The sequence below is a fragment of the Pelagibacterium nitratireducens genome (assembly GCF_037044555.1).
Lineage (GTDB): Bacteria > Pseudomonadota > Alphaproteobacteria > Rhizobiales > Devosiaceae > Pelagibacterium > Pelagibacterium nitratireducens.
On sequence record NZ_CP146275.1, the window covers coordinates 3,637,363 to 3,654,630 of the forward strand.

Annotated in this window: 17 protein-coding genes; 5 read left to right on the forward strand and 12 right to left on the reverse strand. The window is 61.6% G+C overall.

The features are described 5' to 3' along the window. Positions 1 to 12: 12 nt before the first annotated feature. From sppA to V6617_RS17840, 4 genes are read right to left on the reverse strand one after another with little or no spacing between them, the layout of a single operon-like run. The gene (sppA, locus tag V6617_RS17825; protein ID WP_338608261.1) at positions 13 to 948 is read right to left on the reverse strand and encodes a signal peptide peptidase SppA; all 936 of its coding nucleotides are present in this window, start codon (positions 946 to 948) and stop codon (positions 13 to 15) included. Between the two features lie 33 nt (positions 949 to 981). After that, on the reverse strand, positions 982 to 1,482 hold the full coding sequence (locus tag V6617_RS17830; RefSeq protein ID WP_338608262.1) for a GNAT family N-acetyltransferase: 501 nt from the start codon (positions 1,480 to 1,482) through the stop codon (positions 982 to 984). Then, entirely contained in the window at positions 1,479 to 1,877 is a 399-nt protein-coding gene (locus V6617_RS17835) for a VOC family protein (protein WP_338608263.1), read from the reverse strand. Before V6617_RS17835 ends, V6617_RS17830 begins: the two co-directional genes overlap by 4 nt. Further along, positions 1,874 to 2,182 (reverse strand): helix-turn-helix transcriptional regulator, encoded by a 309-nt coding sequence (locus V6617_RS17840; RefSeq protein WP_338608264.1) that lies wholly within the window; start codon positions 2,180 to 2,182, stop codon positions 1,874 to 1,876. Before V6617_RS17840 ends, V6617_RS17835 begins: the two co-directional genes overlap by 4 nt. A gap of 287 nt (positions 2,183 to 2,469) precedes the next feature. On the opposite strand from V6617_RS17840, the gene V6617_RS17845 reads away from it, so the two are divergent. Continuing rightward, positions 2,470 to 3,987: a carboxylesterase/lipase family protein gene (locus V6617_RS17845; RefSeq protein ID WP_338608265.1), complete on the forward strand. Its 1,518-nt coding sequence runs from the start codon at positions 2,470 to 2,472 to the stop codon at positions 3,985 to 3,987. 43 nt (positions 3,988 to 4,030) lie between these two features. Here V6617_RS17845 and V6617_RS17850 read toward each other — a convergent pair whose 3' ends face one another. Further along, positions 4,031 to 5,002, reverse strand: coding sequence for an SDR family oxidoreductase (locus V6617_RS17850; RefSeq protein WP_338608266.1), 972 nt, complete (start codon positions 5,000 to 5,002; stop codon positions 4,031 to 4,033). 79 nt (positions 5,003 to 5,081) lie between these two features. On the opposite strand from V6617_RS17850, the gene V6617_RS17855 reads away from it, so the two are divergent. From V6617_RS17855 to V6617_RS17865, 3 genes are all read left to right on the forward strand, one after another. Beyond that, positions 5,082 to 5,690, forward strand: coding sequence for a helix-turn-helix domain-containing protein (locus V6617_RS17855; protein ID WP_338608267.1), 609 nt, complete (start codon positions 5,082 to 5,084; stop codon positions 5,688 to 5,690). A 106-nt stretch (positions 5,691 to 5,796) separates the two neighbouring features. Further along, positions 5,797 to 6,672: a division plane positioning ATPase MipZ gene (locus V6617_RS17860; protein ID WP_338608268.1), complete on the forward strand. Its 876-nt coding sequence runs from the start codon at positions 5,797 to 5,799 to the stop codon at positions 6,670 to 6,672. A gap of 126 nt (positions 6,673 to 6,798) precedes the next feature. Then, a complete protein-coding gene (locus V6617_RS17865; protein WP_338608269.1) occupies positions 6,799 to 7,818 on the forward strand; it encodes a nucleotidyltransferase family protein in 1,020 nt (339 codons plus the stop codon). 114 nt (positions 7,819 to 7,932) lie between these two features. Here V6617_RS17865 and V6617_RS17870 read toward each other — a convergent pair whose 3' ends face one another. Then, positions 7,933 to 9,300: an RDD family protein gene (locus V6617_RS17870; protein ID WP_338608270.1), complete on the reverse strand. Its 1,368-nt coding sequence runs from the start codon at positions 9,298 to 9,300 to the stop codon at positions 7,933 to 7,935. Positions 9,301 to 9,527: 227 nt separating this feature from the next. Next, complete coding sequence (locus tag V6617_RS17875; protein ID WP_422394839.1) at positions 9,528 to 9,953, reverse strand: winged helix-turn-helix transcriptional regulator; 426 nt, start codon at positions 9,951 to 9,953, stop codon at positions 9,528 to 9,530. A gap of 96 nt (positions 9,954 to 10,049) precedes the next feature. Here V6617_RS17875 and V6617_RS17880 point away from each other — a divergent pair, with 96 nt between their 5' ends. Beyond that, on the forward strand, positions 10,050 to 10,817 hold the full coding sequence (locus V6617_RS17880) for an SDR family oxidoreductase (RefSeq protein ID WP_338608272.1): 768 nt from the start codon (positions 10,050 to 10,052) through the stop codon (positions 10,815 to 10,817). Between the two features lie 194 nt (positions 10,818 to 11,011). On the opposite strand, the gene V6617_RS17885 is transcribed toward V6617_RS17880, so the two are convergent. The 5 genes from V6617_RS17885 to aroA form a co-directional block, all read right to left on the reverse strand. Then, positions 11,012 to 12,013, reverse strand: coding sequence for an AraC family transcriptional regulator (locus tag V6617_RS17885; RefSeq protein ID WP_338608273.1), 1,002 nt, complete (start codon positions 12,011 to 12,013; stop codon positions 11,012 to 11,014). Between the two features lie 29 nt (positions 12,014 to 12,042). After that, a complete protein-coding gene (locus V6617_RS17890) occupies positions 12,043 to 12,861 on the reverse strand; it encodes an SDR family oxidoreductase (protein WP_338608274.1) in 819 nt (272 codons plus the stop codon). Between the two features lie 405 nt (positions 12,862 to 13,266). Further along, the gene (gene rpsA / locus V6617_RS17895; protein WP_338608275.1) at positions 13,267 to 14,970 is read right to left on the reverse strand and encodes a 30S ribosomal protein S1; all 1,704 of its coding nucleotides are present in this window, start codon (positions 14,968 to 14,970) and stop codon (positions 13,267 to 13,269) included. Positions 14,971 to 15,188: 218 nt separating this feature from the next. Beyond that, positions 15,189 to 15,830 (reverse strand): (d)CMP kinase, encoded by a 642-nt coding sequence (cmk, locus tag V6617_RS17900; protein ID WP_338608276.1) that lies wholly within the window; start codon positions 15,828 to 15,830, stop codon positions 15,189 to 15,191. Further along, positions 15,827 to 17,176: a 3-phosphoshikimate 1-carboxyvinyltransferase gene (gene aroA / locus V6617_RS17905; RefSeq protein WP_338608277.1), complete on the reverse strand. Its 1,350-nt coding sequence runs from the start codon at positions 17,174 to 17,176 to the stop codon at positions 15,827 to 15,829. The genes cmk and aroA overlap by 4 nt, the downstream gene beginning before the upstream one ends. Between the last annotated feature and the right edge of the window lie 92 nt (positions 17,177 to 17,268).

The window sequence follows — 17,268 nt, forward strand, 5'->3', positions numbered from 1 at the left end:
GGGCTAGACGTTTTATCGGGCTTGAGGGTGCCAAAGCGAGACCAGCCCGTCAAGCGGCAAGCCGGGCCATCCTGTTTCGCCGAACGCACCGGCCAGCGAACCAAACAGCAGATCGAGCCAGCCAGGGGCGCGCTGGCGCGGCCAGACCGGGACAATATCGAGACCGGGGTCGATTTCCCGCTCGGTCTGCAGCCAGGCGAGCGCCTCGGTCTCGCCGCCTGCGGCATCGATCAGCCCGGCATCGATTGCCATGACGCCCGACAGGATGCGGCCATCGGCCAGGGCGAGGGTATCGGACCGGGTGAGCCCCCGGCGTTCGGCGACCAGATCAACGAAATACCGGTAGGAGGAATCGACGAGTTCAACCAGGGAATCGCGCACTTGGGGGGAGATCGGCTCATCGAAATCGGGTTTGCCCTTGAGGGGGCCCGAGGCGACCTTGTCGAGATCGACGCCGAGCGTTTCAAACAGGCCCGAAGCATCGACGTGCTGGTAATAGACGCCGATGGAGCCGACGATGGAAAGATTGCGCGCATAGATACGATCGGTGGCGATTGCGGCCATATAGGCCGCCGATGCCCCCAATTCGCCAATTGTCGAAACGACGGGTTTTTGTTCGGCCAGGGCGCGCAGGGAGGCATAAAGCTCCTCGCCGCCGGCCGTGGTGCCACCGGGGGAATTGATGGCGACAATGACCGCGGAGACCGAATCGTCTTCGGCGAGGTCCTCGAGCAGGGCTGTGCGTTCGGGATCGGTGGTGATGGTGCCCGAGATGGTGACGCGGGCAATCACATCACCCACCGGAGCCATGAGCGGGTAAAAACGGGCAAAGCCAACCAAAGCGGCGACGGCCAGCACCACGAAAGCGAAAATCCGCCAGCGGCCGCGCGAACGGCGCAGGGCGCGGGTGACGGGGATGGTGTCGACAGGATCGTCTTGAAGCGACATGAGGCGTCCGGATTGATGGTCTCCCGAAGAGGGCTACCGCCAACGGGAGGCGGGTGCAACCATGTAGCGCGCGTCCGGGGCGTAGCTTTTGAGCTTTGCGGCGAGGCGGGGGGCATCGGCCACGGCAAATCCCATGCGGGTCCAGAAGGGCGCCGAGTTATTGACGGCGACAAGACTGAGGGGGCCGAGGGGGGCGGCGCGGGAACTCAGGGTCTGGACAATCCGGCGCGCAGCCCCGCTGCCGCGCGCGACGGGCAACAGGGCCAGATCGTGGATATAAAGCGTGTCGCACGCCTCGGGCAGACGACCCAGGACCGTATTGAGTGCGGGAAGGCTGCCGAAGCGGTAGGGGTGGGCAAGAACATATCCTGCGGGGGCAGCATCGATTTCAAAAAGGAAGCACAAATCCGGCGCGATGGCCTGCCGGTCGGCAAACACCGCGTCGTCCTCGGGGAAATCGGGATGCACCCGTTGGGCGATGGCCGAGACGGCAGCAATGTCGGTGGGGAGAAGCGGGCGCCAGAGACCGTTCACGGCGAACCGACCATTTGAACGATCTGGATGAGATTGCCGCATGTGTCGTCGAGGACGGCCATTTTGACCGGGCCGGCATCTGTGGGCGGCAGGGTGAAGGCGACGCCGAGGGCTGTGAGACGCTCATATTGGGCGCCAATGTCATCGACCTGAAACGAGGTCATCGGGATGCCGTCGGCGACGAGGGCCTGTTTGAACGGCCTTACGGCTGGGTGGCCGGAGGGTTCGAGCAGCAGCTCCACGCCATCGGGCGCGTCGGGACTGACCACGGTGAGCCAGCGGTTTTCGCCATCGACGGGGATGTCGTTCTTTTTGATGAAGCCGAGCTTGCCGGTGTAGAAATCGAGGGCCTTGGCCTGGTCGTCGACAAAGACGGACGTGACGTAGATTTTCATTGGGGGTCCTCCTCCAAGGATTTCAGCCAGCCCGATTTGAGCTGCAGTATGGGATTGGCGTTGAGGCTGTGGAGTTTTGTGGTGCCCTGCCATTCGATTTCGATAAGCCCGGCCTCTTGCAGTGTTGTCAGGTGCCGGGAAAACCCCTGGCGGGTCTGACCGATGCCGTGGTTGGAAACCACGCGGGTGTAAAGCTCGAACAGGGACTGGTGGTCGCGTTTGCCCAGTTCGGTGATGATGTTTCGTCGCGTCGTATCGCCCAGGGCGCGGAACAGGCGGTTGAGGGATTCGTCGTCGGTGGTCATGCCATTTAATGCAACAATATTGTTGCATAGTCAAGCCATGGTTGGGCCCGGCACCGAAATCGACGAGCGACAGGTTGCGGACAGCAACGCGGAGTAGGCTCGATCGTGCGATCGGGAGGTCTTCGATTGCAGTTCAATGAAGCGCCTGGGCTTCCGAGGAGGGGGCTGCCGGCAACTTCATTTCCCAACAGCGCATGCCGGGCAGTCGTCCGGCGGCATCCGATATGGCCCGTCATGAATTCGAGCGGATTCGTGCACGCCGTCATGCTCAACTCAAGGAGGAGAAGATGAGCATTTTGCGTTCCCTGACCATTGCGATGATCGCACCCTGCCTGGCGCTGGCCAGCCATGCCGTTGTTGCCCAGGACGGCCCGACCGTCGGACTGGCGTCCGGCACTGTGCAGGGCGTGGGCGGCGATGTCGTCAGTTTTCTCGGCATCCCCTACGCAACACCCCCGATCGACCAGTTGCGCTGGAGAGCGCCCGAACCGGCGGAACGCTGGGACGGAGTGCTCGAAGCCACCGCGTTCCGGCCGGCCTGCATGCAGCAGGGCGACCGAGTGATGAGCGAAGATTGCCTTTACCTCAATGTTTGGGCGCCGGAAGAGGCACTGGAGGAAGGCTCGAACCTGCCAGTGATCGTATGGGTATTCGGCGGCAGCTTTCACGGGGGTTCGGGGGATATCGACGGCGCGCCACTGGCCAGCAAGGGGGCCATTGTGGTGTCGATGAATTATCGCGTAAGCACCATGGGTTTCATGGCCCATCCGGGGCTTTCGGCCGAGTCGTTGAGCGGCGTCTCGGGCAATTACGGGCTCATGGACGTCACCGAGTCGCTGCGCTGGGTCAAAAACAACATCCATGCCTTTGGCGGCGATCCGGACCGGGTGACGGTGTGGGGGCTGTCGTCGGGCGCCAGCCTTCTGACTGCGCTCATGGCCTCTCCGCTCGCCACCAACCTTTTCGACCAGGCTATCCTTCAAAGCCCTGGCGCCTTGCGCAACTGGCCGGGTCTTGATGACGCCGAAGCTGTCGGCCTGGGACTGGGAGAGGATATCGACACGCTGCGGGCCCTTGCGGCAACGGATATCGAACATATCCGCAATGTGGGTGGCGGCACCGATTTCCGCGACCTTGCTGGCACGCGGGTGATCGGGCCGGCTCTGGACGGTTTCGTCCTGCCCTTCAGCGAACGCCAGGCTTTTATGGAAGGTCGGGCCAATATGGTTCCCATCCTTATCGGATCGGTGACCGATGAGGGGGGCCTCTTCACACGCAACTATCCGATCCAAACCGCTTCTGAGTATGCCGATTACCTTGAGCTGCCCACCATCTTTGGCGATGACGGGGCCGAAGCGCTCGAACTTTATCCGGTGGCATCGGACGATGACATCGGGCGGGCGGTGGCCGACAGCTTTGGTGACAACCAGTTCGTCTATGGCGTCCGGGGCGTGGCGCGAGCTGTCGCGGAAGCGGGGCTGCCGGTATACCGGTATATGTTCACGCGCCAGATCGATGGCGCGGACCCAACCCATGGCTCCGACCTTGCCTATTCCATGGGCAGCCAGGCACTGGAAGCCGCTCCTTATGACGCGTCCGACCTCGCGTTGTCAGAGGCCATTATGCAGGCATGGGTGGATTTCGCCGCAACCGGCAATCCCAACGGCGGTGCCATCTCCGACTGGCCGGCCTATGATCTGGAAAATGAACCTGTGTACGTGCTCGACAGCAAATTCAGCACGGTCAATGCGCCACGCAGCGAGCAGCTCGACTTCATGGAGCGGCGGGCGAGCGTTGCACAATAAGGTCAATATGCCGCCGTGGCCGCATTGATCGCGCGCGGCGGGCTCAGAGAGCGGAGGGCGGCGCAGTATCTTGCGCCGCCCGTTCCGGTTCACGCCCATCACTGTCGAAACTGACGCCCGTGAGCTCTTCGGACACGTCCCAGAGCCGTTCGGCGACCGCGCGGTCGGTGGCCTGGGGCGGAATTTTCGCTGGCGCGGGATGGCCGCGGGTTTCGCTCAATCCGTTCGGGCCGTAATAGGCGCCGGGCTTTGCCTGCGGCGCGGTGGCGGCGTAGAGGGTGGGGAGGGCGCCCTGGGCGGCGGGCTGGAACAGGAACCACAGGGCGGACCGCGTTATGCCGCTAACGCTCATGCGGCCGGGGGCGTTGTGCAGCAGGTCGGTGCGGGAGACACCGGGATGGGCGGCAAAGCCGGATACGCCCCAGCCGCCCGCTTCGGAGCGGCGTTGCAGCTCGAAGGCAAACATCAGGCAGGCGAGCTTGGATTGGCTGTAGGCCTGCATGGGGACGTAGGCGGCCTGCGATTGGAGATCGGCAAGATCGACCCTTCCTTGACGGGCGGCAATGCTGGAGAGGGACACCACGCGCGGGTCAGAACCCCTGGTCAGCAGTGGCATGAGACGGGCCGTCAAAGCGAAATGGCCAAGATAATTGGTGCCGAACTGGAGTTCGAAACCGTCTTCGGTGAGCTGGCGCCGGGGCGGCACCATGACGCCGGCATTGTTGATGAGGATATCGAGGCTGTCGCGCTGCTGGCGCAGCCGGACACCGAAGGCTTCGACCGATTTGAGGTTGGCCAGATCAAGCTGCTCGAAGCTGATATTGGCACCGGAGACCTCGTTCCTGATCCGGTCGAGCGCAGCCTTGCCCTTTTGCGGGTTGCGGCCGGCGAGGATGATTTCAGCGCCGGCGCGCGCCAGGGCCAGCGCGTCCTCGAACCCCAGGCCGCCGGTCCCGGTGATGACGGCCGAGCGGCCGGTGAGAGGGGGGATTTCCAACGCTGTCCATTTTGCCATAAATTCTACCCTTCGATAAAAGATGCACTCGGTGCATATTTATATTGCACTGAGTGCATTTTTTGACAAGGGCAATGTGGTGACGAACGCAAAAGAGCCGCGCGAATCGGGTCTGCGCGAGCAAAAGCGCAAACAGACGCATGCGCGCATTACCGAGGCGGGACTGCGGCTGTTCCGGGCGCAGGGGTATGAGGCGACGACGCTGGACGCCATTGCCGCCGAGGCAGGAATTTCGCGCCGGACCTTTTTTCACTATTTCAAATCCAAGGACGACATTTTGCTCTCGCTGCAAAGCGGGCCGGGGGAGGCGCTAGCTGCGGCATTGGCCGCGCGGCACGAGGGGCTGACGCCGTTTGCGGCGGTGCGCGGGGCGATGCTGGCGCTGGTGGCGCAATACCCGCCCGACGAGTTGATTGCGCTCGACAGGCTGATGCGATCGAGCGAAGCGATCCAGGCGCGCAAACAGGCAAGCTACGCGCGCGACGAGGCGCTGGTTCTCGAAGCGTTGCGGACCCATTGGCCCGAAAAGAGCGACACCCATCTGCGGATGGTTGCCATGCTGGCCATCGGAGTGTCGCGGGTGGCGCTGGATGGATGGAACAAGGATGGCGGGCGACGGCCGCTCGCCGATTTTCTGGCCGAGGGGTTCGATGCCATCGAAGCGGTGGGCGGGCAACAAAGCGGTTGAAATTCTGACCCGCAGCGCTGGGAGAAGGGTGTCGATTAAGACCCCGTTAACCCTATTGGGACCTGATGGGGCCGATTGTGTATTGGCTGATTTGGGGTTGTTGGAGATGAAGCAGGCAGGCGCGCATATCATTGCTGTGGGCAATGAAAAGGGTGGGTCGGGCAAATCGACGACCTCGCTGCATCTGGCGGTCTATCTGCTCCATCTCGGGTTTCGCGTGGGGACCGTCGACGTGGACAGCCGTCAGCAGACGCTGACGCGCTATGTGCGCAACCGGCGAGCCAGCGCTGAGGCGCGTGGGCGCGACGTGCCGATGCCCAAGCACCTTTATATCCCGACGGCCTGGGGGGATTCGATTTCGGAAAACCAGGCGGCCGAGCGCGAGATTTTCGACCGCTCGGTTACGGGATTGCGCAAGGAGGTCGATTTCATCGTGATCGACACGCCGGGGTTCGACTGCAACCTGGCGCGGGCAGCGCTGGAGATTGCCGATACGCTGGTGACCCCGCTCAACGATTCGATGATCGATCTGGACGTTCTGGCCCGCATCGACGAACAGAGCGGGCAGCCGATCCAGACCAGCCCCTATTCGCGAAACGTGCAAAAGGCGCGCGCCGAGCGGCTGGAGCACACGGGCCAGACGATCGACTGGGTGCTGGTACGCAACCGGATTGCGCAACTGGGCTCACGCAACGCCAGCGAGGTGCAGCAGACCATCGAGATGGTCGCCGAGCGGTTGGGGTGCCGGGTGGCCGAGGGGATCGCCGAGCGGGTGATCTTTCGCTCGCTGTTCAAACTGGGCATGACCGTGTTCGACCCGCTGGACGCCGAGACGCTGGGGGCAGCGCCCTCGATGTCGCATGTCAATGCGCGGCAGGAATATCGGCGGCTGGTGGCGGCGATGCGGCTGCCGGTGGGCCTGCCGGTGCCCGAGGCGGACAATGGAGCGACCGCGGCGGGAGTCGAGCGGCGTTCGGCTTAGAGGCTAGGGTCGGCGGCAGGTCGCCGCGTTCTGCGACTGGCCCGTGTGGATCAGGAAATTTTTTGATGCACACTTGATGTTTATGTGCAGCAAACTATAATTTGATGCACATAAACGGGGTTCGACATGGAACCGGTATCTCTGAGCCGCTCGGCGGTGGTGGCCTATCAGGATCTCTTGCGCCTTCATCTCGATGAGCGGGCGGCGAGCCTTATGGGCAGTATCGAGGAGCGGCACCGCAACGGGCGGGTCTATCTTTACGAGCGGTTCCGGATCGGGACCGAGATGGTAAGCCGGTATCTGGGCGAGGACAGGCCGGAGCTGCGGGCGCGGCTGGAAAAGGCCGAAACCCTGAAACAGCAATCGGAGGGGCGCCGGCAGCGGATGAGCCAACTGGCGCGGACGCTGCGGGCAGAAGGGCTTTTGACGACCGACCGGGACACCGGCTCGCTGCTGCTTGCCTTTTCGAGGGCGGGAGTGTTCCGGTTGGGGGGAACGCTGGTGGGCACTTCAGCCTATGGGCTCTATCAGGGCGAACTCGGGGCGCGCATGGATGCCGAGGAGCTGGCGCAGACCGGCGATATCGATATCGCCAGTTTCGGGCGGCTTTCGGTGGCGCTGGACGATACCGTGGAGGAAAGCCCTGCCGACATTCTCAATGTGCTCAAATTCGATCCCGTGCCGGGGATCAACGACCGGCAGGTGTGGCGATGGCGGCAGAGCCATTCGGACGCCATTGTGGAGTTTTTGACGCCCGCCTTCGGGGAGGAAAGCGTCAAGCCGCTGCCCGCCTTGGGGGTGAGCGCGCAGGGGCTCAATTATCTCAACTTCCTGCTTGCCGACCCGATCCAAGCGGTTGCGCTCTACCGCTCGGGGGTTCTGGTGCAGGTTCCGCGGCCGGAACGCTTTGCCATTCACAAGCTCATCGTGGCCGACCGGCGCCAGGGCGGGCCGGACCAGATCAAGGCGCGCAAGGACCGGGCGCAGGCGGCGTTTCTGGTGGCGGTTCTGGCGCAGGACCGGCCCGACGATCTCGCCGAAGCCTATGAGGATGCCCTATCGCGCGGCCCGCGCTGGCGCGAGCGGATCGGGGCGAGCTTGAAGCGGATGCCGGAAACGGCGGGGGTGATGAAGGGATTGGGGTGAGGGGTGATACCCAGGGCCGCAGTCGACGCCATGGTGGGCGTTCACGGGGGAGTTCCAAAAAATCGAAAGCCGACATTCGGCCTGGTGGACTAGCCTCCAATTCCACGAGTCCATTTACTTCGTCGTGCTCCACAGTGCTGCTGCGAGAGCGGGTACGGTCACGTCGCCTCCAGCGGCGGCAGTGTCGATGCTGACGATGCGCCAGAACGTGGTGCCAACCTTGGTGATAAGCATCGATGCGCGCCAGCCTTCGCTGTCGAAGGTGCCGTCCGCGCGCAGAACGCCCGGTGTTTGCGTTTGGGCAAAGTCTCCGAAGGTCATCGTGCCCGCGACGCCAGCCTTGAGTGCCCTGCCGTAGGTTACCAAGTCGGTGACGCCGGCAACCTCATCCTCTGCGCCGAAGATCGCCTGCTTCGTGCCGTCTGCATTGTTGAAGACGTAGACCGTTGCACCTTGGCCATTGTCCTCAGCCGAAGCGGTCCAACCTGCCGGCAACATCACGCGCTTATCGGTGTTTGGGTTGGTCCACTCCATCGTGATGACCGAAGCCGGACTGGGTGGGCTATAGTTAACGGGCTCGGGCCAGACGCTGTACGCGATCCCACCAACGAAGACCAAGGCGCAAAAGAGCATCCCGATGGCGCGACGCCATCCAGGCATATCGTCCTGCTTCACCAGCACGATTCCTTCGTCGTAGCTCGCCGGCAGACCCCTAGTTACACGGCGGTATTGGAAGACGCCGGAGAAGATCGACACGATCGGAATGCCGAAGGCGAGGCCTTGAATCCATACCTTGAGTTCGCGGACGATCTGACCCACCAGACCGAGGTGGCCGGCGAGGTAGGTGAACCGCAGCGCCATTACCGACTTGCCGATCGTTGTGCCGAAGATGCCGGTCACGATTCCGTTGAGGATCAATGCGACCGGCAACAGGAGCAGGTTTTGGACCTGAGCCTGTTGACTCACAAGCTGCAAGTAGAGGCTCGGTTGCAGGTAAGCCAAGGCATAGCCGACGCCCAAGCCTGCAAGATAGCTGGTGATAGTCAGATCCAGTGCCCGAGCGAAATAGCGAGACCAAGGGCTGTTCTGGCTCAGCTCGTGCCGCTCGGCGGCCGGAACGAAAATCGGCTCGCCCCAACCATCGGGTTTCTCGTCTTCGGACGCGACAGGCTCGTCCCTCACGGGTGCCCAAGAATTGCGGGAAATAGGCAAAGGCTTCGGCTCCACCTTCTCAACCACGGGAGCCGCAGCCGAGGGCGCTGGAATGTCCTTCACCATTGGCTCTTGAGGCGGCAACGGTGGCGGTGGGACGCGAAGGTTCTGAAACGGCTTCTGCAGCCGGAGCAATGCCCATTGTTGCATGCCCTCGCTCCAGACGAGAGTGTCGCCATTCAACCGGCCCGATAGAAAAAGGCCGCGAATGGCTTCTTCATTGTGCGGACCATCGGGCGCCCCCTCCGCGGCGAAATACCAGTCGGCCAAGTCGAATCCCCCAATGGCCCAAGTCTTTGCCGAGATTGTGCCACAATTAGGCGGAGCTCGTCACGACCTACTTCATGACACTTGGTCACGGTCCGAAATCACCCACCGCCAACGACTGCTTTTCCCGCTGAATTGACGAAAAGCAGTCAGTCCCCTTCCCACCCCCTTACTGTCACCCGTTTCCACGATCCAATGCGCTCGCTAGCGCTCAATAAGAGAGCTCGCAGTTACTTCTCGATTCTTGTGTCGAACGTGTCGCGGGCTTGCTCCACCGCGTCAAGATTTTGTGCCGCCCATATCCAAACGCCGCAAAAGGCTGCTCCGAGCGACAGTCCCAGGGGCGTCAACTTGTACTCGACCTTTGGCGGAACCACAGGATGGACGGTGCGCTCAACCAAGCCGTCGCGCTCCATGCCCCTCAGGGTCTGCGTGAGCATCTTCTGGCTGACATTGCCAATTTCTCGGGCAAGCTGGGTAAAGCGCAATGTTCCCTTCTCGGCCAGTATTTCCAGCACCAGCATGGTCCACTTATCCGCTACCCGGCCAATCAGTGCGGTCACCAAGGCCTCGATCCGTGGGTCGACATGATCGGGTGGCGTCAGTTCCGATTGACGCTGCGCTTCCGCAATCTGCTCATGAGAGAACTTGGTGATCACCTGCATTTCTTACACTCTCTTTTGGGTAAGTATAGATTTTTTTGGTGCCTTCTTACTGCTGGAGAGCGTAACCACTAATTTGGGCGAAACTCAATGAAAGGCGCCCAAATGAAACTATCTGGCAGAACCATCCTGATCACCGGTGGAAGCAGTGGCATTGGATATGAATTCGCCACCCAGTTGCTCGCCAGGGGCAACCGGGTGATAGTCACCGGACGAAATCAGGCCGCAATGGACAAGGCTAAGGCGCAATTGCCCCAGCTAGAAACGATCCGCAGCGATGTGGACGATGTCGCTGCCATACGCGCACTCTGTGATGACCTTATCACCCGCTTTCCCAAACTCGATACTCTGATCAACAACGCAGGGATCATGCGCATCATCAAGCTCGGCGAGGGCATTGACCTTGATGAGTTGACCGATGAAGTGGACATAAATCTCAATGGCACAATGCGGATGACCGAGCTGCTGCTGCCTCACCTCAAGCGGCATCGCAATGGGCTGATCGTCAATGTGTCCTCGGGACTGGCGTTTGTTCCGATGCCGATCTCACCGGCATATTCGGCAGCAAAGGCTGGTGTACACGCCTACACACGCTGCCTTCGCGCGCAGATGGCAGACACCGCCCTTACGGTTGTGGAACTGGCACCGCCACTGACTGAAACACCGCTCTATCAAGCAGAATTCTCGCGCAGGATGAATGGGCAGCGCGGCATGCCTGTCGTGACTTTGGTGAAAAAGGCCATAGCTGGCATCGAAGCGGGCAAAACGGAGATCCGTCCGGGTCAAGCCAACGCCTTAAAGATTGCAAGCAGGATCGCCCCGGGCCTGATATTTCGAGCTCTGAGCCGGGTTACTTAAAAGGACCTCGGCTGGCAGCTTCTCGCTTCAGCGATGACGACTTGTTGTTTGATTTCCAGCTCGGCGGCGGTCCGTGCCGGGACCGCGCATGGCTGACGCGATGATTTCGGCGCCCTCAAGTTTGGCATCGGCGTTGCCGCTCCATGAGCATTTGGATTGCGGTCGACGCAATTGATCGAAGCGGCTTTGGGTGGCTATCGCCTGAGGCTTTCGGGGGTCATTCCTGTCCATCGACGAAAAGCCCGATAAAACGAGTTGGGCTCGTCAAAGCCGAGCAAAAACGAAATTTCTGCGGCCGGTAGCTTGGTTTTGGACAGGTAGTGGCGGGCCAGCTTTTCGCGAACTTCCTGCACAACAGCTTGGAAACTCGTGCCTTCTGCCGCCATGTTTCGCTGCAGGGTACGCTTGCTCAGGCCTAACCGCCTTGCGACAGTCTCCATGTCCAAAGTTCCACTTGGGATCGTCTCGTTCAGAACTGCCCGCACGCGGGTCGAAAAACCCGCCAGTTCCTGTAGGTTAGACAGGCGCGTACGCAGCTCGGGCTCATATGTATCCCATAGCCAGTCATTGCCTGTGACGAACGGGTGTATGGCGTCAGACCCGCTGAACGAGACCGCGTGAGTGTCACTTGGTGATATGGGAATACGCAGGAACTCTTCGTAAGCCCATGCATCGGTTGGGCAGACGGACGTGGTCACTGCCAGCGGGCGGATCGGGTGGCGCGTGCCCATTCGCGCCAAGGCCACGACGAACAGTAATTCCATCAATACCAGGGAATCCGGTGGCCGATGCGGCGTATCGAGCCACCTGAACTCGACAGTCACACGATCTTGGTTCTCGGTGATCACGAGGTCCATGGGGCCGATCAGCTTCTTATACTTGGCAACGCGCTGTAGAGCGGTGACCAGATTGGGGCTGCAGAGCGCGGCGAACAGTAAGGGCGAAAACGTCTCTGCCTTGATGGCGTCGAGAACGCGAATGGGCAATGGCGCCCCGGTCGTCGCGCACTCTATCGCATTCCACAGGCGATAATATTCCGCCGATGACAGGCGAACGGTCGGGTTGAGAAGCAGATCATCGGGCAAGCCCGCCTGGCGCAGGACATCGGCAGCGGGAATGCCGAGATCCTTGAGCAGGGTGCGCCAGGTGGTGTCGAGGGCATAGCTCTGGTCTGGGATTGTCGATCGTCCCGGCAAGAATGTTACCCTCATACGATTGGGATGGCTCAGGCGAGACCGAATTGCTGCTTCATGCCCGCATAGAATGCATCATCGTCGGTTGCTCGTCGCTGGGCAAGCATGGACACGGCATCGGGTCCGGCTTCGAAGCACAGGCGGTCTGAACTATCGATGGCAGCGGCATAGACGATCTCGGCAATCGCTTCGGGTGTCGAGCCCTGTTCGAGCATCGGGCCGAGCAGGTCGAACAACGACTGGGCCAAGGGCTGGTACTCGCTCATTGTCGCGTCGTTGTTCAATTCGAAAGAGCGGCCGGCAAATTCGGTGCGCATGCCGCCGGGCTCGACCACTTTTACACGAGCGCCGATGGCAGACAGCTCATATTGAAGAGCTTCGGAAATGCCTTCGACAGCGAATTTCGTGCCATGATAGAGGCTGCCAAGTGGAAAGGCCAAGCGACCGCCCACCGAAGAGATGTTGACGATCGTCCCCCGGCGATTGGTGCGAAAAGTCGGCAAGACCGCACGTGTCGTGGCCAGCAGGCCCAAAACATTAACTTCGAACTGTCGGCGGATACTGTCGATCGGCGTGGCTTCCAGCGGCCCGTAAGCTCCATAGCCGGCGTTGTTGATCAAAACATCCAAAGCGCCGAAACGATCCAGAGCTGCCTCCACCGCGCTGTCGATGGACGCGGGGTCCTGCACGTCGAGCCGAGTGACGATGGTCCGATCAAGCTGGTTGAGTTCGGTCTCGCGATCGGGACCACGCATGGTGGCGACGACGTTCCAACCCTTGGCGTGGAAAAATTTGGCTGTTTGCCGTCCGAGGCCGCTCGAGGCTCCGGTGATGAGGACGGTTTTGCTCATGCTAGATCTCCATTTCGATACCGCCTTCTAGCTGCGGACCATCGCGTAAGCAGTTGCAGGAGGCGCCAAATGACTATCTGAGAACGCCAATGCCAATGAAGATGCCTGCAGGAGGAAGTGAGTAAAGTGGTTACCACCCAACAGGGCTTTCTGAATCCATCCTGTCATTGGCATGCTGGTAACCCAAGCGAACTGGAAGCTTTCAGGACGTCGTTGGAGCCCTCAGAAAGGCTGGGATGGCGGCCCGTTGCCGTCGAAGCACGACAGCCACCTGAATGGCAGCTTTCCTAGTTCTGCTGGTAAAAAGCGGTCAGGCAGGAAACCACCCGATTACGGACAGACCCCCAACTAAAAAGGGCCCGCGCTTTCGCGCGAGCCCCATAAAGGTCAAACACACTACGTGTGTTACTTCTTGTCCTGGCCCTTGAGGGCTGCGCCAAGGATGTCGCCGAGGGAGGCGCCGGAGTCCGAGGAACCGTACTGAGCGACGGCTTCTTTTTCTTCGGCAATTTCCAGGGCCTTGATCGAAAGGCCGATGCGGCGGGTCTTCTTGTCGAACTGGGTGATGCGGGCATCGACCTTTTCGCCGACGGCGAAGCGTTCGGGGCGCTGGTCTTCACGGTCGCGGCTCAGATCGGAGCGGCGGATGAAGGCGCTGAGGTCGGTTTCGGAAATCCGCACCTCGAGGCCACCATCGGTAACGGCGGTGACTTCGGTGGTAACGATCGCACCCTTGCGCAGGCCATCGGAGCCGGCAGCGGCATCGGCCATTGCATCGGAGCCAAGCTGCTTGATGCCGAGGGAAATGCGTTCCTTGTCGATATCGACGTCGAGAACCCTGGCCTTGACGATATCGCCACGGTTGTAATCCTCAAGCGCTTCTTCGCCCGGACGGTTCCAGTCGAGATCGGAGAGGTGGACCATGCCGTCCACATCGCCATCGAGGCCGATGAACAGGCCGAATTCGGTCTTGTTCTTGACTTCGCCTTCGATCTCGGCGCCGATCGGGAACTTATCGGCAAAGCTTTCCCACGGATTGGCGAGGGTCTGCTTGAGGCCGAGCGAGATGCGGCGCTTTTCGGGATCGACTTCGAGAACGACCACTTCGACTTCCTGGGAGGTCGAGACGATCTTGCCCGGATGGACGTTTTTTTTGGTCCAGCTCATTTCCGAAACGTGGATCAGGCCTTCGATGCCCGGCTCGAGTTCGACGAACGCACCGTAATCGGTGATGTTGGTCACGCGGCCAGTGAACTTGGCTTCCACCGGATACTTGGCGGCAATGCCTTCCCAGGGGTCGGCCTGGAGCTGCTTCATGCCCAGCGAAATACGATGGCTTTCCTGATTGACGCGGATGATCTGGACCTTGATCGTCTCGCCGATCGCCAGGACTTCGTTGGGGTGATTGACGCGGCGCCATGCGATGTCGGTGACGTGGAGGAGGCCATCGATGCCCCCCAGATCAACGAACGCACCGTAATCGGTGATGTTCTTGACGACGCCTTCGACCACCTGGCCCTCTTCGAGCTGCTGGACGATTTCCGAACGCTGTTCGGCGCGGCTCTCTTCGAGAATGGCGCGGCGCGAGACAACGATATTGCCGCGGCGCTTGTCCATTTTCAGGATCTGGAAGGGCTGCGGCACGTTCATCAGGGGAGCGATGTCGCGGATGGGGCGGATATCGACCTGGGAGCGCGGCAGGAAGGCCACGGCACCATCGAGATCGACGGTGAAGCCGCCCTTGACCTGGTTGAAGATCTGGCCTTCGACCTTTTCGCCCTTGTCGTAAAGGACTTCGAGGCGGACCCAGCTTTCTTCGCGGCGGGCCTTCTCACGGGAGAGGACAGCCTCGCCCATCGCGTTTTCGACGCGGTCGACATAGACTTCGACTTCCGAGCCAACGGCAATGGTGCCGTCGCGGCCGGCGGCGCCGAATTCCTTCATCGGCACGCGGCCTTCGGTCTTCAATCCCACGTCGATGATGGCGAGGTCTTTTTCGATTGCGACGACCTTGCCTTTGACAACGGTGCCCTCGACGGGATCGATGTCCTGAAAGCTCTCAAAAAGGAGCTGTTCGAAATCTTCTGCAGATGCGGTCTGGTTAGCCATTAAAACTCCATTCCGAGCGGGTGCGCGGAACATTTGGTTGGTGTTGATGATGTGGATAGTCGTGCCGATATAGCCAACGGCGTTCCCACCCCAGATGGGGTTTGGAGCGCTGATTTTCAAACCGGCGAATACTGACAGGGCAGGTGAACCCTTAAGGCGGGTTCGGGTGCGAAAGATTTGTGGCCCAACGCCGCAAGTTTGGATTTTGCCCTGGCTCTTTAAGAGCGGGCCGACTTGCGGGCGATAGCCGCCTCCACTTGCGCGATGGCTGCCGTAATGGCGGCTTCTATATCCAAATTGGTCGTATCGAGCAAGACCGCATCGTCAGCGGGGTGAAATCCGCCATGGGGGGCGGCGGCATCGCGCGCGTCGCGGGCCTTGATATCGGCAAGGAGCTTGTCGCGATCGACGCTCTGGCCGCGCGCTTGAAGCTGACGGGCGCGGCGCTCGGCGCGAACCTGGGGATCGGCGACGATGAAGAGCTTGGCGTCGGCCTCGGGGGCGATTGTGGTGCCGATATCGCGGCCATCGAGCACGGCGCCGAGCGGCTGGGTGGCGAAATCGCGCTGGAAAGCAAAGAGAGCTTTGCGTACGCCGGGGAAGACGGCGATCTTTGAGGCCAGAACGCCCACTTCGGCACCGAGCAGGAATTCAGGATCGATGGCGGCAGAATCGAGGTCCTGGGCGGCCTTTGTCGCCCGTGCCTCGATATCGGGGGCATCGATATGGGCTTTGACCGCCAGCCCGACGGCGCGGTAGAGCAGGCCCGTATCGAGATGGGGCAGGTTGAAGTGCCGGCCCAGCGCGGCGGCGATGGTGCCCTTGCCCGAGGCCGCCGGTCCATCCACCGCGATAATCATGCGGCGTCCTCGCTTTGGGAAAATCCGGCGCCAAGGCGGGTGAAATCGGGCTCGAAGCTGGGGAACGAGGTCGCGATCATCCGGTCGTCATCGACGGTGACGGGCTTTTCGGCGGCCAAGCCCATGACCAGAAAGCTCATGGCGATGCGATGATCGAGGTGGGTTGCCACGGTGCCACCGCCAGGGACGGCGCCCTTGCCGGTGACGGTGAGGAAATCTTGGCCCTCCTCGCAGACAACGCCATTGGCCTCGAGCCCGCGGGCGACGGCGGCGAGGCGGTCGGATTCTTTCACCCGCAACTCCTCGAGCCCTGCCATGTGGGTGACGCCTTGGGCAAAAGAGGCTGCAACGGCGAGGACCGGGTATTCATCGATCATTGAGGGGGCGCGGGAGGCGGGGACGGAGACGCCCTTCAAGCGCGAATGTTTCACCCGCAGATCGGCGATGTCCTCGCCGCCCGAGACGCGGCGGTTTTCGATTGCGATGTCGCCGCCCATTTCAATGAGCGTGTCGATCAGGCCGGTGCGGGTGGGGTTCATCAGAACGTTTTCGATGGTGACTTCCGAGCCCGGCACGATGAGGGCTGCCACGAGCGGGAAGCCGGCCGAGGAGGGATCGCCAGGGACGATCAATTCCTGCGCCCTCAGATCGGGCAGGCCGGCAACAGTGATAGTGCGCACGCCATCGGCATCGGTTGCGATGGCAATATCGGCGCCGAAGCCTTCGAGCATCTTTTCGGTGTGATCTCGGGTCATGATCGGCTCGATCACCGTGGTCGTGCCGGGGATGACGAGGCCGGCCAAAAGCACGCAGGATTTGACCTGGGCGGAGGCCATGGGCACACGGTAATGCACCGGCACGGGATCGGTGGGGCCCTTGAGTGCGATGGGCAGGCGGTTTTCGTGGTGCTCGACGACTTCGACGCCGATGGCGCGCAGCGGATCGAGCACGCGGGCCATGGGCCGGGCCGAAAGCGAGGTATCGCCCACAAAGCGGGTAACGAAGGGATAGGCGCCGACAAGGCCCATGGTGAGCCGCACGCCGGTGCCGGCATTGCCGAAATCGAGATCGGCCTGGGGGGCGAGAAAGCCGCCGACGCCGAGCCCGTCGATCTGCCAGGTCTCGCCGATCTTTTCGACCTTAGCGCCGAGCGCCTGCATGGCGCGGCCGGTGGCCAGCACATCCTCGCCTTCAAGCAGGCCGGTGACATTTGTGCGGCCCAAGGCCATGGCGCCGAACATCATGGCGCGATGGGAAATCGACTTGTCGCCGGGCACCCTTATGGACCCGGAAAGGGCACCGGCATTGTGGCTGGCGCGCGGACGGGGCGGGAGGGCGTGGGACATGGCAAACGGACCGGGACTGGAAAGGGTAAAAACGAGGTCGGGCTTAGCATGATCGCTTCTGCCTGCCAATTGCGGCGGCGCCGGTAACATTT